The 14610-nt window shown below is 53.1% G+C and carries 15 protein-coding genes; 8 read left to right on the top strand and 7 right to left on the bottom strand.

Annotation, left to right across the window (positions count from 1 at the left end; translation table 11 throughout):
• The first annotated feature begins 61 nt into the window (after positions 1-61).
• The 6 genes from H3L98_RS06960 to H3L98_RS06935 all read left to right on the top strand — a co-directional run bounded on the left by H3L98_RS06960 (position 62) and on the right by H3L98_RS06935 (position 4938).
• Positions 62-799, top strand: coding sequence for an SIMPL domain-containing protein (locus tag H3L98_RS06960; RefSeq protein ID WP_051531971.1), 738 nt, complete (start codon positions 62-64; stop codon positions 797-799).
• A gap of 72 nt (positions 800-871) precedes the next feature.
• The gene (locus H3L98_RS06955; protein ID WP_027021369.1) at positions 872-1435 is read left to right on the top strand and encodes a hypoxanthine-guanine phosphoribosyltransferase; all 564 of its coding nucleotides are present in this window, start codon (positions 872-874) and stop codon (positions 1433-1435) included.
• Between the two features lie 9 nt (positions 1436-1444).
• Entirely contained in the window at positions 1445-1945 is a 501-nt protein-coding gene (locus H3L98_RS06950; protein WP_027021368.1) for a hypothetical protein, read from the top strand.
• 60 nt (positions 1946-2005) lie between these two features.
• A complete protein-coding gene (locus H3L98_RS06945) occupies positions 2006-2194 on the top strand; it encodes a zinc-finger domain-containing protein (protein WP_027021367.1) in 189 nt (62 codons plus the stop codon).
• A gap of 14 nt (positions 2195-2208) precedes the next feature.
• A complete protein-coding gene (locus H3L98_RS06940) occupies positions 2209-2886 on the top strand; it encodes an epoxyqueuosine reductase QueH (protein ID WP_027021366.1) in 678 nt (225 codons plus the stop codon).
• Positions 2887-2910: 24 nt separating this feature from the next.
• Positions 2911-4938, top strand: a complete 2028-nt coding sequence (locus H3L98_RS06935) for a UDP-glucose:protein N-beta-glucosyltransferase (RefSeq protein WP_027021365.1) — start codon at positions 2911-2913, stop codon at positions 4936-4938.
• Positions 4939-5070: 132 nt separating this feature from the next.
• Here H3L98_RS06935 and trpB read toward each other — a convergent pair whose 3' ends face one another.
• The 7 genes from trpB to H3L98_RS06900 all read right to left on the bottom strand — a co-directional run bounded on the left by trpB (position 5071) and on the right by H3L98_RS06900 (position 12177).
• Positions 5071-6270, bottom strand: a complete 1200-nt coding sequence (gene trpB / locus H3L98_RS06930) for a tryptophan synthase subunit beta (protein WP_027021364.1) — start codon at positions 6268-6270, stop codon at positions 5071-5073.
• A 106-nt stretch (positions 6271-6376) separates the two neighbouring features.
• A complete protein-coding gene (gene ilvC / locus H3L98_RS06925; RefSeq protein ID WP_027021363.1) occupies positions 6377-7390 on the bottom strand; it encodes a ketol-acid reductoisomerase in 1014 nt (337 codons plus the stop codon).
• Positions 7391-7653: 263 nt separating this feature from the next.
• On the bottom strand, positions 7654-8268 hold the full coding sequence (locus H3L98_RS06920) for a glutathione S-transferase family protein (RefSeq protein WP_027021362.1): 615 nt from the start codon (positions 8266-8268) through the stop codon (positions 7654-7656).
• A gap of 35 nt (positions 8269-8303) precedes the next feature.
• A complete protein-coding gene (locus H3L98_RS06915) occupies positions 8304-9197 on the bottom strand; it encodes a pirin family protein (RefSeq protein WP_027021361.1) in 894 nt (297 codons plus the stop codon).
• A gap of 4 nt (positions 9198-9201) precedes the next feature.
• Positions 9202-9726 (bottom strand): NADPH-dependent FMN reductase, encoded by a 525-nt coding sequence (locus H3L98_RS06910; protein WP_027021360.1) that lies wholly within the window; start codon positions 9724-9726, stop codon positions 9202-9204.
• Positions 9727-9801: 75 nt separating this feature from the next.
• Positions 9802-10365, bottom strand: coding sequence for a YceI family protein (locus H3L98_RS06905; protein WP_027021359.1), 564 nt, complete (start codon positions 10363-10365; stop codon positions 9802-9804).
• Positions 10366-10596: 231 nt separating this feature from the next.
• A complete protein-coding gene (locus H3L98_RS06900; protein ID WP_027021358.1) occupies positions 10597-12177 on the bottom strand; it encodes an AbgT family transporter in 1581 nt (526 codons plus the stop codon).
• A gap of 224 nt (positions 12178-12401) precedes the next feature.
• On the opposite strand from H3L98_RS06900, the gene H3L98_RS06895 reads away from it, so the two are divergent.
• Together H3L98_RS06895 and H3L98_RS06890 are read left to right on the top strand one after the other, a co-directional pair.
• Positions 12402-13049, top strand: coding sequence for a CDP-alcohol phosphatidyltransferase family protein (locus tag H3L98_RS06895; protein ID WP_246327797.1), 648 nt, complete (start codon positions 12402-12404; stop codon positions 13047-13049).
• Between the two features lie 164 nt (positions 13050-13213).
• The gene (locus H3L98_RS06890) at positions 13214-14608 is read left to right on the top strand and encodes an MFS transporter (RefSeq protein WP_027021357.1); all 1395 of its coding nucleotides are present in this window, start codon (positions 13214-13216) and stop codon (positions 14606-14608) included.
• The last annotated feature ends 2 nt before the right edge of the window (positions 14609-14610 follow it).

Here is a 14610-nt window from a genome sequence, read left to right as displayed (position 1 = left end):
AAAAGCGCAGACAGTATCAAGTGCCGTCTGCGCCCCGATTACCGTTTAAACGAGAAAACCCATGTTCTACAATAAAAAAATCTGCCGTTTGACAGCAGTATTGCCTGTAACACTTCTTGCCCTGCCCGCAGCAGCAGCCGATAACGAAACTTTACATTACAATCTGGTTAATTTCCGCGAAAGCGTCAGCGTTACCGTTGCCAACGATACTTTAAATGTCAGCTTTAACATCAGCGAAAAAGCCAAAAACCGCCAACAAGCAGCGCAAGTGGTGACGCGCCGTTTAAATGCGCTGCTGGCGCGTATCAAAGCCAACCGCGCTTTTGAATCGGAAACCACCAACCGCCAAAGCTATCCCGAATACGATGATAAACAACGGGTAAACGGCTGGCGCGACAGCGTAGAAGTGCAGGTCAGAAGCCAAGATTTTGCCGCGTTGATGCGCCTGATTGCCGACAGCGAACAAGATGCGGCGGTAACGCGGATGTATTACAGCGTGTCGCCGCAAAAACGCGCGGCGGCGGTGGAAGAAGCCACCGAAAAAGTTTTGCAGACTTTTCAACAGCGGGCGCAGGGTTTCAGTCGTTCATTGGGATTTAGCGGATATAAAATAGTGCGTTTGGATTTAAACAGTTCGTTTACAAACGTTGCCGAAGAAGGCGTTTCTTACGCCCGTGCGCCATTGCCGATGGCTATGCCGGTAACCATGCAAGCAAAATCGGCTGCCAATGCGATGGACAACAACCCCGGTAAACAGCAAATCCACCAAAGTATCAATGCTTCGGTGCAAATGTATTGATTACCGATAAAATTGCCCTACAGGTAAAGATGGCGGTAGAATGATAAAGTTGAAATGATTTAGAAATATTGCATGATGAACCCCGATTTATCCGCCCGCCGTCAGGAAGCCGTATCACTGCTGGCACACGCAGACGAAATCCACAGCCCTGCCGTGTGTCAAGCGGCAATTGAACGCATGGCGGCAGATTTGCGCCGCGATTTGGGCGGACATTATCCTTTGGTGCTGCCGATTATGGGCGGCGCGGTGGTGTTTGCAGGCAAGCTGTTACCATTATTGGATTTTCCGCTGGATTTTGACTATATCCACATTACCCGCTATGGCGACAAGCTGGAAGGCGGGGCGTTTCAGTGGCTGCGCCGCCCCCAAAACATTGAAGGGCGCGATGTTTTGATTTTAGATGATATTTTAGACGAAGGGCATACCCTGCACGCCGTGCGCGAACACGTTTTGGCAGCAGGCGCGAAATCCTGCCGCACCGCCGTGTTTGCCGATAAAGCCATCGGACGTGCCAAACCTGTTCAAGCGGATTATGTGGGCGTGAGCGTGCCCAACCGCTATGTGTTCGGCTACGGCATGGACGCACAAGGCATGTGGCGCAATCTTGACGCGGTGTATGCCATAAAAAATAAATAAGAAACAAAAATGTATCCATTACTTTTCATTAACCGCCTGCTCCGGCAAAACCCCGATGTGTGCCGTGAGTTGAGCGGCTTTAACGGTTTGACGGTGGGCATACGCACTGCCGGTTTTGATTTGTGCGGGCGCATCAACCCGCAAGGGTTGTTGGACGACACCCTGCGCCGCCCGCACGCCGTTTTGATTATCCACCCCCGCGCCCTGCCCGAACTGATGCAGGGCAAAAGAATAGATTTCAACGATTTGGCATTTGAAGGCGATGTGGAACTGGCAATGAACCTGATGTTGCGTTTGAGCGCGGTGCGCTGCAATTGGGTAGAGCTGTTGGGCGACGAATGGGCGGAAAAAGCCGCCAAACTGGGACACGCCTGCCAGCAAATTGCGCAGTTTCTCAATCCCCACAACGATGCCGCCGCCCAAATCGCCCGCCTGCAGCAACAACTGGCGCAAGCGCAACAGCGTTTGGACGAACTGGAACAAAACCGCGCCCCACGCAGCAAAAAATAAACAATCGCGGTAAAATAACGCCTCAAGCATTTTTTCCACCCCACAATAAAGGAACACACCATGTCTGCCCAAAATCCCGTTGTCCGCATTACCCCACACCAGCTACCCCTGCACTGCACTGGTCCGCAAGAGCAGCCGTGGAACGGACATCCGCGCGTTTTTCTGCCGATTGAATCGCACAGCCAATACACTTGCCCCTACTGTGGCACTATTTACCATCTGGACGGCGAAGCCCACGCCCACCACTAAACCGAACACCCGCTATGACCGCACCCCTCGTTACCCCCATTGAACGCCCCGTATTGGAAGCCCCCAACGGTGCGAAAAAAGTGCTGCTGCATTCCTGCTGCGCCCCCTGTTCGGGCGAAGTGATGGAAGCCATGCTGGCATCGGGCATTGAATACACCGTATTTTTTTACAACCCCAATATTCACCCGCTCAAAGAATACGAAATCCGCAAACACGAAAACATCGCCTTTGCCGAAAAACACGGCGTACCGTTTATTGATGCCGATTACGACGTAGATAACTGGTTTGCCCGCGCCAAAGGCATGGAACACGAACCCGAACGCGGCATTCGCTGCACCATGTGTTTTGATATGCGTTTTGAGCGCACCGCCTTGTATGCCTACGAAAACGGTTTTCCCGTGATTACCAGCAGCCTAGGCATTTCGCGCTGGAAAAACATGAACCAAATCAACGATTGCGGCGTACGCGCCGCCGCCAAATACCCCGGTATCACCTATTGGGAATACAACTGGCGCAAAGGCGGCGGCAGCGCGCGCATGATTGAAATCAGCAAACGCGAACATTTTTACCAGCAAGAATACTGCGGTTGTGCCTATTCACTGCGCGACAGCAACGCCCACCGCCGCAGTCAAGGGCGCGAGCCCATCCGCATCGGCGAAAAATACTACGGCGATGATACCCAAGAAAGTTAAAACAAACATAAAAAAGGAAAAACCATGTCCGACACCCCCAAGCCCAGCCTGCCCCGTTTGCAACAGTACATCGCCCAAGGCGACCACGAAAACGCCTGCGCCGAATTACTGTCCATCCTTACCCGTCTTGACAGCCAATTCGGGCATATTCACGACATAGAATTTACCGTTCCCGACCAATTAAACAACCCCAATTTAGGCAACGACTACCACATCAGCTTCTGCACCCAAATGGCAGATGCCGTTACCCGCCTGTTTACCGACCCCACACTCACCATTTCCGACAGCGGCTGTGTGCGTTTTCTTACCCTGCAACGCTGGTTGGGCATGATTTTCGCCTCATCGCCCTATATCAATGCAGACCACATCCTGCAAACCTACAACCGCAATCCCGAACCCCAGCACCCGCTGGACATCCAATTAGAAAACAACCGTTATGCCCTGATTAAATTTGCCATTCTGTACCTGCCCGAATCCAATGTACAGATAAGTTTGGACGCGTTGTGGCAACTGGACCCCGCCATCTGCATTTCGCTGTGTTTTGCCTTACAGTCGCCGCGTTTTCTCGGCACACCTGCCGCGTTTGGCAAACGCCACGCCATTTTGCAATGGCTGCCCGAAAAGCTGGCACAGCTGGAAAACCTGAACGGCCTGCCCTCCGGCATTGCCCACGACGTGTATATGCACTGCAGCTACGATATTGACGAAAACAAACACGCCGTTAAAAAAGCCTTAAATCAGGTAATCCGCCGTCATCTGCTGGCATTGGGTTGGCAAGACCGCGACACGGCTGCTGCGCCCGTCACCCGCAACGGCAAACCCGTGATGTTGGTAGTTTTGGAACATTTCAACTCTTCCCATTCCATTTACCGCACCCATTCCACTTCCATCCGCGCCGCGCGTGAACATTTCCATATTATCGGCATCGGCAGCGAGCGTGTAGATGAAGCGGGACGCGCCGTATTTGACGAGTTTTATACCGCACAGGGCGACAGCATTTTAGAAAGAATGCAGCACATCCGCATGATTTGCGAAGAAAATCCCCCCGCCGTGCTGTATATGCCCAGCATCGGCATGGATTTGCTCACCATCTTCCTGTCCAACACCCGTCTTGCCCCCGTACAAGCCGTTGCCCTCGGACACCCCGCCACCACCCATTCCGAATTTATTGATTATGTGGTGGTGGAAGACGACTATGTCGGCAGCGAAACCTGCTTCAGCGAAACCCTGCTGCGCCTGCCGAAAGATGCCCTGCCCTATGTGCCTTCTGCCGATGCCCCTGAAGAAGTGGAGTTTCACCTGAACGGCGGTCCAACTACCGTACACATCGGCGTGGCTGCCACCACCATGAAATTAAACCCGTACTTTTTAGAAGCCTGCCGTGCCATCCGCGACCGTGCCAAAGTAAAAGTACATTTCCACTTTGCCTTGGGACAATCCAACGGCATTACCCACCCCTATGTGGTGCGTTTTATCCGCAGCTACTTGGGCAGCAACGCCACCGCTTATCCGCATCTGCCCTATATGCATTATTTAAGCATTTTGCGCGGCTGCGACCTGATGCTCAATCCCTTCCCCTTTGGCAACACCAACGGCATTATCGATATGGTAACCTTGGGTTTGGTGGGCGTGTGCAAAACCGGCAACGAAGTACACGAACACATTGACCAAGGCTTGTTTGCCCGTTTGGGCTTACCCGAATGGCTGGTAACACAAAGCGCGGACGAATATGTGGAATGCGCCCTGCGCCTGATTGAAAACCACGAAGAACGTTTGAACCTGCGCCAGCACATTATTGAAAACGACAGCCTGCAAACCCTGTTTAGCGGCAATCCTGCCCCGTTTGGCGAAGTGATGCGCGAATTGGCGGATCAATACTTGCAAGCGGAAGCCACACAAGCCGCTGTAGAAACGCAAGATTCGGTTCAAGAAGCAGCCGAAACGCCGTCTGGCGAAAGCCCTGCTGCTGAAGCCGCCCCTGCCGTCAAACAAACGGCTGCACCCAAAACGGTTGCCAACAAGAAAAAACGGCGCGGTAAAAAATCCCGCTAAACGGTTTGGCTGAATCATTAAACGGACACAGGTTTACTGTGTCCGTTTTGATTTTATAAGGCGACAACGCCCACCGTGTACGGGTAGTCCATCAGGGCGTTGGTAACGCGGTATCGTTGCGATTTTAATCAACTATAAATCAATGCCTTTTAATTTGGCAACGGTATTGATGTCCTTATCGCCGCGCCCCGACAGGTTGACCAAAACCACTTGGTTTTTATCCATTTTCGGGGCGTGTTCCACTGCCCACGCCAAGGCGTGCGAGCTTTCCAAAGCGGGAATAATGCCTTCGTAACGGCACAATAAATCAAAGGCTTCTAAAGCGGCATCGTCGTTGGCAGCAGTATATTCCACGCGGCGGATGTCGTGTAGGTGGCTGTGTTCCGGACCGATGCCCGGATAATCCAAACCTGCCGATACCGAATGCGTACCCAATACCTGACCATGCGTATCCTGCATCAGATAGCTGCGGAAGCCGTGCAATACGCCCACGGGTGCGCCCGATGTAATCGGTGCGGCATGGTCGGGGGTGCTCACGCCGCGTCCGCCTGCTTCCACGCCGATTAAACGCACGTTTTCCGCCAAATAGGGATAAAACAAGCCGATGGCATTCGAGCCGCCGCCCACACACGCCACCGCCACATCAGGCTGTCTGCCGATGGCTGCCTGCATTTGTTCTTTGGCTTCGTTGCCGATGACGCATTGAAAATCGCGCACCATTTCGGGGTAAGGCGCAGGACCTGCCGCCGTGCCGATAATGTAAAAGGTGTCGTCCACCCGCGCCACCCATTCGCGCATGGCTTCGTTCATGGCGTCTTTTAAAGTGCGGCTGCCGCTGTCCACGCCAATCACATTCGCGCCCAACAGCTTCATGCGGAACACATTGGGGGCTTGGCGTTGAATGTCGTCTGCGCCCATATAGACATGGCATTCCATGCCGAAACGCGCCGCCACGGTCGCCGTTGCCACGCCGTGCTGACCTGCGCCCGTTTCGGCAATCACACGGCGTTTGCCCATGCGTTTGGCAAGCAAGGCCTGCCCGATGGTGTTATTGACTTTGTGTGCGCCCGTGTGGTTCAAATCTTCGCGTTTGAGCCAAATTTGTGCGCCACCCAAATGCGCCGATAAGCGTTCGGCATGGTAAACGGGGCTGGGACGACCGACATAGTGCGCCAAATCGTGATGAAATGTTTGCCAGAATTCAGGGTCTTGTTTGGCATCGGCATAGGCTTGTGCCAGTTCGCGCAAGGCGGGAATCAGGGTTTCGGCAACGTAAACGCCGCCGTGTTCGCCGAAAAATCCTTTCGGGTCGGGTGCTTGGTAAGCAGTCATAATGGTCTCGCAAAAGGCAAAAACGGGCTGCCCGTGTGTGTCGGACAACCCGTGTGCGCTGCAATCCGATGTTTTTTACCGTATTGCAAGCGTTTGATGACAGAAATTAGTTTTTGTCGGTGTCCACCAATTTGTTTTTGGCAATCCACGGCATCATTGCGCGCAGCTGTGCGCCCACTTTTTCAATTTGGTGGTCGGCGTTCAAACGGCGGCGGGCGGTCATGCTGGCGTAATTGGTCGCGCCTTCAGTGATGAACATTTTGGCGTACTCGCCGCTTTGAATGCGGTACAGGGCTTTTTTCATCGCCTCTTTGGTGGCGGGAGTGATGACTTCAGGACCGGTAACGTATTCGCCGTATTCCGCATTGTTGGAAATGGAGTAGTTCATGTTGGCAATACCGCCTTCATACATCAAATCCACAATCAGCTTCAGCTCGTGCAGGCATTCAAAATACGCCATTTCGGGCGCGTAACCCGCTTCTACCAGTGTTTCAAAACCGCATTTCACCAATTCCACCGCGCCGCCGCACAATACGGCTTGTTCGCCGAACAGGTCGGTTTCGGTTTCTTCACGGAAATTGGTTTCAATCACACCGCCTTTGGTGCCGCCGTTGGCAGCCGCATAAGACAGCGCCACATCGCGGGCTTTACCGCTTTGGTCTTGGTAAACCGCAATCAGCGACGGCACGCCGCCGCCTTTCAAAAACTCGCTGCGTACGGTATGCCCCGGACCTTTGGGCGCAACCATAATCACATCAACGTCTTTTTTCGGCACGATTTGGTTGTAATGCACATTAAAACCGTGAGCAAACGCCAGCACCGCACCCGATTTCAGGTTGTCGTGAATTTCGGCGTTGTACACGGCAGGCGCAGTTTCATCGGGCAACAAAATCATGACCACATCAGCCGCTTTGGTGGCATCAGCCACACTGCGTACGTCAAAACCCGCAGCTTGCGCCTTGTTCCAAGACGCGCCTTGGCGCAGACCCACAATCACGTTTACGCCCGAATCTTTCAGATTGGCGGCGTGGGCATGACCTTGCGAACCGTAGCCGATAATGGCAACGGTTTTGCCCTGAATCAGCGACAAATCGGCGTCTTTATCGTAATACACTTGCATATTGATTCCTTAAAAACAAAATGATGGACGGAAAGGAAAAGCCGAAAAAACCAACGCGGCGGGTGGGCGGCGCGGATGTTCGGATGCGGGCAGAAGTTGTGCGACAACCCGCGCAAAAGCTGGGCGCATGGTACACTATTTTTGCGTTTGAAGCAGCCCAAATGTAAAAAAACCTTTACGCAAACACAAAAAACGGCTTTCAGCCTGCCTGAAAACCGTTTTGACAACATTAAAGACTACACGTCAAGCGCAGCCCGATTCCCTTATTGTCCTTGTTCCGCCAACACTTTCTGCACGGCAGCATCTTCCTGCATGCGTTCCATAAACGCAGCAATATGCGGATAGTCGCGCCAAGTTTTGGGCAGGTATTCTGTCCAACGCATCATCACAAAGGCATAGGCATCGGCAATGCTGCGGCGGTTGTCGTACAAATAGCCGTTGCCTTTTTGCAAACGCTGTTCAATATGCAGCATGGCACGGTCAATGCGCGGATAAGCGGCTTCTTTGGCAGCAGTTAATGCGGCTTCGTCTGTGGCGGTGGTGTAGCGTTGCGGAAAGAAAAACGGCCAAAACGCAGGATGCAAATCGCTGGCGAGAAACAGCAATACTTCGTTTAACAACAAAGCATTTTCCAAACCTTCGCTGCTGCCGATGTTGGCATCAGGGTATTTGTCGGCAATGTATTGCAAAATGGCGGCAGCTTGGCTGATGGCGCGTCCGCTGCCGATGTCCAGCGCGGGAACGGCTGCCAAGGGATTGATGCGTTTGTATTCTTCAGACGCATAATCGGCACGGACGGCTTCGTAATCCGCGCCCGCCCATTCCAAAGCAATCCAACACGCCAAAGCGCAAGTACCGGGGGCATAATACAGTTTCATATTTTTTCCTTTAAATCAGAAACATAGTTAAAAAATCAAGGCATTTCGGGTGCAGGCAAACGCTGCAATGCAGTTCCCGACAAATCAATATTGCCAAAACGCGGGTGTCCGCTGTTCCAATCGGCTACGGCGCGGCGCAGGGCTTCGCGGCTGTCGGCAACAAAATTCCACCACATCACCACAGGTTGCGGCAGCGGTTCGCCACCCAACAGCAACAAATGCGTGCCTGCTTCGGCATGAACGCGAATGGTGCGCTCGGCATCGCCGCAATCGGTAAACGCTGCCAGTTCGTCCGCGCCGTAACTTTGTCCGTCTTCGCCACGCACGCTGCCCGCCAACACCAGCAAACCGTATTCCCAAGCCGCACGGGCAGGGATTTCCAGCGTTTGCGCCTGATTGACGCGAATATCCACGCCCACCAGCGGGCTGTATTGCAAAGTGGGCGCAGTACGTCCGCCATAACTGCCGGTGGTCAAAATATAATCCACGCCGTTTTCCGACCATTCGGGCAATTCGGGATAATGATGGAAAGACGGGGGAATGTCCTGTGCAGTCGGCAGGGCAATCCACAATTGCACGGCGTGCAGGGCTTTAACGCCTTCGGGGGTTTGTTCGGTGTGGCTGATGCCGTGATGGTCGCCTGTGCCTGCCGTCATCAAATTTACCTGCTTGGGACGAATCAACTGACGGTAGCCCAAGCTGTCCTGATGCCACACTTCGCCTGCCAGCATCCAAGTAAAAGTTTGCAGATTGGTGTGCGGGTGTGCGCCCACCTGCATACCGTCTTCATCTACAGCAAAATCGGCAGGACCAGCATGGTCAAGAAAACACCATGCGCCGATAGTACGCCGTTTGGATTGCGGCAGCAAACGGGCAACGGGAATTCCGCCCACGTCTTTGGTACGGGCAATGATTTTATCAACACTCATCAGTTTACTCCTGCGCCCATGCGTAAAACGCAGCGGCAAATTTGTTTAAAAACGCGGCGGTGCGCTCGTCTTCAGGCGATTGTGCGTTGGCACGGCTCAAATACACTTCGGGGGCAACCAGCACGTTTGCGCCCATGGCTTGCAAAATCTGGCGCAGATGTACACCCGCATTGATGCCGCCGTACGCCCCCGGTGAAGCCGTTACCACCGCCACTTTTTTGCCTGACCACACGCTTTGTCCCTGTGGGCGCGTGCCAATGTCCAACAGGTTTTTAAGCGCTGCGGGTACGCTGCGGTTGTGTTCGGGGCTAACCAGCAAAACCGCAGCGGCATCACGCAATTGGGCGCGAACACGCTCGTAAGCAGGCACGGTTTCTTTATCCAAATCCTGTGTGTACAAAGGCAAATCGCCGATTTCCACTTCCACCACCGACACGCCTGCAGGGGCTTGCGCGGCGAGGTGTTGCGCCACCACGCGGTTGATTGATTGACGACTCAAGCTGCCGACAACCAAAGCAATTTTACTCATTCTGATTCCTTACTGATAAGACAAAAAACCATGCAAGGCTTGCGCCCTGCACGGATTGGAATGGTTTACACAGGTTTATTTTTTACCTGCTTCAATTTGAATATGCAAACGCACGTTTTTGCTGATGCCTGCGTCCACCAGATAGTTCATGCCCCAACGAGTGCGGTCAATGGTGGTGGTTAAATCGGCGCCGCAAACTTGGGTTTTTAAAATCGGGCTGTCGTAGCAGTTGAATTTGTTTACTTTCAAACGCACGGGGTGGGTTTTACCCAAAATGGTCAATTTGCCGTCAATTTGGCTGGGGCGTTGTCCTGCAAAATGAAAACGGGTGGATTGAAAACGCATTTCGGGATATTTTTCGGCGTGGAACAAATCAGCAGATTGCAAATGGGCGGTAAATTCTTTAGAGCCTGTTTGCAGGTTTGCCAAGGGCAGGCGCACATCAATGCTGCCGCTGCGTTTGACGGGGTCAAACTGCAAATCGCCGCTCAAGCGGTTAAACGAACCCATATTGGTGCTGGCACCGAAGTGGTCAATAAAAAAATGGGCGTGGGTGTGGTGGGGGTCCAGCGTGTATTCTGCTGCGGAAACAGGCAGGGCAAGAGCGAGCAGGCTGGCTGCCAACAGGGATTTTTTCATCATCGTTCCTTTTCGGTTTCGGTTTGAAATCCCGCCGTTTACGGCGGTAGGCGGTAAAATAAGCGTTTGTTCGGGCGGGGTGTTACCCCGTCCGAATCAGGGCAACACATAGGGTTGTACTTTATGTGCTGCCCTGTGTGTTGAAACCTTAAAAAAAGTGATTGGGGGAAAGTGGTTTAAGCGGTCTGCCTGCCAAAATTTGGGGCAGACCACAACAGAAATGTACAGTATTTACGGCGTGTAGTAAATCGGTGCACCTGGTCCGACAGGTAAACCGAATACAAACACCCACACATAAAACAGCAAGCTCCAGCCCGTTAAAAACGCCACCGAATAAGGCAGCATCATCGCCACCATCGTACCAACACCCGTGTCGCGTTTATAGCGGATGGCAACCGCCAAAATCAAGCCGAAAAAGCTCATCAGCGGGGTAATAATGTTGGTAACCGAATCGCCGATACGGTAGGCTGCTTGAATGGTTTCGGGGGAATAGCCCACCAGCATCAGCATGGGAACAAAAATCGGCGCAGTTACTGCCCATTGTGCTGAAGCCGAACCAATCATCAGGTTAATAAAGGCGCAAATCAGAATAAAACCAATCATCAGCAATCCGCCCGTCAGCCCGATGCTTTTCAAAAATTCCGAACCTTTTACCGCTAACACAGGACCAATATTGCTCCAACTGAAATAAGCAATAAATTGCGATACAAAGAAAATCAGCACCAAATACAATGCCATAGAACGCATGGAATTGGTCATGCCGTCAATGATTTCATCGGTGGTTTTCATTGTGCCTGCCACGCGCCCGTAGGCAATGCCCGCTGCCGAGAAAAACAGGAAAATAAACGCCACAATCCCGTGCATAAAGGGCGAATTGGCGATTTTACCTGTTTCGGGGTTACGCAAAACGCCGTTTTCGGGCAACACGGTTAAGGACAGCAGCACACCCAACGCCAACACCGTGATTAAAGCAGCGCGTAAACCGCGTTTTTCGGCGGGGTTGAGTTTTTCAATATTGATGCCTTCTTGGGCGGCATCACCTTCGTTTTTATCGTATTTGCCCAAACGCGGTTCAATGATTTTGTCGGTAACGATAAAGCCCAAGAACACAATCATAAAGGTGCTGACACTCATAAAGTACCAGTTGGCTTCTACGCCCACAGTGTAATCGGGGGCAATCAGTCGCGCGGCTTGTTGGGTAATGCCCGACAAAATTGGGTCAAGCGTGCCAATCAGCAAGTTGGCGCTGTATCCGCCCGATACGCCCGCAAATGCAGCGGCAATCCCCGCCAAAGGGTGTCTCCCTAAAGAATAAAAAATCATGCCTGCCAAGGGAATAATCACCACATAACCCAGTTCTGCCGCCAAATTGGACATCACGCCCGCAAACACCACGGCAAAAGTAATCATGCGCGGGGGTGCACTCAGCACCACTCCGCGCATGGCAGCGGCAATCAAACCCGAACGTTCGGCAATCCCCACGCCCAGCAATGCCACCAAAGAAGAACCCAAAGGCGCAAATCCAGTAAAGTTTTTTACCAGATTTTCCACCATTTTGGCCAAACCTTCGCCGTTGAGCAGATTAACCACGCGAATCACGCCGTCTGCGGCGCGACCTTTTGCGCCTTCGGGGCGTGGGTCAATGGCGCTGATGTCAAAATATGCACCCAACGCCGATGCCAGCAGCAATGCGCCGATAAAAAACAGAAACAATACCACGGGGTGTGGCAGCAGATTGCCTAACCATTCAATGCCGTTGAGCAGGCGGTCAAGGCGTTTTTCGGATTTGGGCGGGGGTGCGGTCTGCGCCATGCCGATTCTCCTAAAATCAAATCAAAAGGATTTATTTTGCAACTTGCGACAGGGGTTGGCAAATCACAAAAAGTTATTTGCCAAATTCTTTGCGGTAATAGCGTGACAGTGGGCGTGGCGTAATGGCGAAAAAAGCAGGTTTGATGCGGGATTCGGCTTGGTTTTCGCGTGGCGGTTTGCTATGATGGGATATTATTCATACCATCTTTCTCAACGAGGTAATCATGATACTGACCAGCCACTACTTGAAACCACAATTGCGCCAATGGCTGAAAGCACCCGCACAGGCTTTGGTGAATCGGGGCATCAGTGCCAACCAGCTGACTTGGGCGGCGGCGGGTGGCTCTTTGGTGGTGGGGTTGCTGCTGGCACTGCTCCATCAAACGGCGTGGCTGTTTTGGCTGTTGCCCGTGTGGTTGTTGTTGCGCTTGGCATTGGATGTGTTGGACGGGCTGATGGCGCAGGATTTTATGCAGGAATCGGCTGAAGGCGCATATTGGGCGGAAGCGGGTGCATTGGCGGCAGACGCGGCATTGTGGCTGCCGATGACGTGGTTGGCGGGTGCGTTTCCTGTGGGGGTGTTGATTTGGTTGGGTGCAGTGTGCGAAAGCGTGGGCTTGCTGGGCAAGGTACACGGTTTTCACGGTCGCCGCGAAGACGGTCCGATGGCGCGTGGCGACCGCATGGTGGTGTTGGCGGTGCTGGCGGTGTGGTATGCAGTGGCAGGCAATTTAAATTGGGCGGCGCAACTGCTGGTATGGCTTGCCGTTGCCGCGACTGCATACACCTGCTGGGTGCGTATGCAAAACGGTTTGCGCGGTTACGGTGCAGCCCAAACCGCTGCCGTTACCGACGATAACGACAACGAATAAGCCCGCACAGTCCATTCGCAACATACAGGCACAGGTTTTCCACCGTGCCTTTTTTATTGCGCCAAACCACGCCCATGCCTTAATAAAAATATCTGTCTGCCGCTGCAAACGGTGGCGTAATTTCGCGTATAATCCGCATTCCGTCCGCTTTAGAGCACGATTCGATGGCACGAAAATCCGCAATCCAAATGTTTCCCGCCGAATGGCGCGCCAGCACTTCGCTGGCTGCCGTGTATGCCTTGCGTATGTTGGGCATGTTTTTGGTTCTTCCCGTGCTGTCGCTGCACGCCTACAGCCTGATGCCCGCAGGGGCTTCGCCTGCCGAATGGGCGCCTTTGGCGGGGCTGGCGGTGGGTGTGTACGGACTCACACAAGCCTTTTTGCAACTGCCCTTGGGTATGCTTTCCGATAAATGGGGACGCAAACCCGTGATTTATGCAGGTTTAACCGTGTTTGCCGCAGGGTGTTTTTTAGCCGCTGCCGCTGAAAGCCTGCCAATGCTGATTGCGGCGCGTGCTTTACAAGGTGCAGGCGCAGTCAGTGCTGTAGTAACGGCATTGCTGGCAGATTTAACCCGCGAAGAAGTCCGCACCCGCGCCATGTCTATGGTGGGTTTAACCATCGGTTTGAGCTTTTCGGTGGGATTGGTGTTGTCGCCTATATTAAGCAATTTAATTGGGGTAAACGGTTTGTTTGCGCTGATGGGTGGATTAACTTTGGCAAGCATGGCGGTGGTGGCGTTTTTTACCCCCAATCCGCTGCGCTCGCGCCTGCACCAAGACACCCAAGCCCAAGCAGGGCGCATTGGCGAAGTATTGGGAAATGGTCAGTTACTGCGTTTGAATTACGGGATTTTTGCCCTGCAAGCGGGACTGATGGCGATGTTTACCACCCTGCCTTTGGCGTTTCAGCAATTGGGCTGGGACAAGGCACAATTGTGGAAAGTGTATCTGCCTGCCACTTTAATCGGCTTGGTGCTGATGGTACCCGCGATTATCATCGGCGAAACCCGCAATAAACTCAAACCGGTATTTGTGTGTGGGATTGTGCTGGTGTTGGCGGCGCAGGCGGTACTGGCGTTTGCCACGGGTTCGGTGCTGGCGATTGCGCTGTGCCTGATTGTGTACTTTATCGGTTTTAATATTTTGGAAGCCAGCATGCCTTCGCTGGTGTCTAAAATCGCCCCCGCTGATTTAAAAGGCACGGCAATGGGCGTGTACAATACCATGCAGTCGGTAGGCGTGTTTGCGGGCGGTTTGATTGGCGGTAAAATGTATGCGCTTTATGGCTACGGTGGTACGTTTGGTTTTTGCTGCACGCTGGCGGCGTTGTGGCTGGTGTTGGCAATGGCATCGCCTGCGCCTTTGCCCGTTAGAAATATGGTGGCAGCCGTGCCGGAAACGCGCCGCCGTGATTTGGACGCACTCGCCCGCGATATTCAAACGCTGGCGGGTGTGCAAAGCGTGGCATTCAGCGAAGACGGGCAAACTGTGTTCGTGAAAATTCTGCAGCAGGGTTCAGATGAAACCGCGCTGCGTTCCATTTTATCAGGAGAATAAGT

It is taken from the genome of Conchiformibius steedae (assembly GCF_014054725.1).
Classification (GTDB): Bacteria; Pseudomonadota; Gammaproteobacteria; order Burkholderiales; family Neisseriaceae; genus Conchiformibius; species Conchiformibius steedae.
The sequence above is the reverse complement of the archived record's forward strand: the minus strand, read 5'-3'. Positions and strand labels throughout refer to the sequence as shown.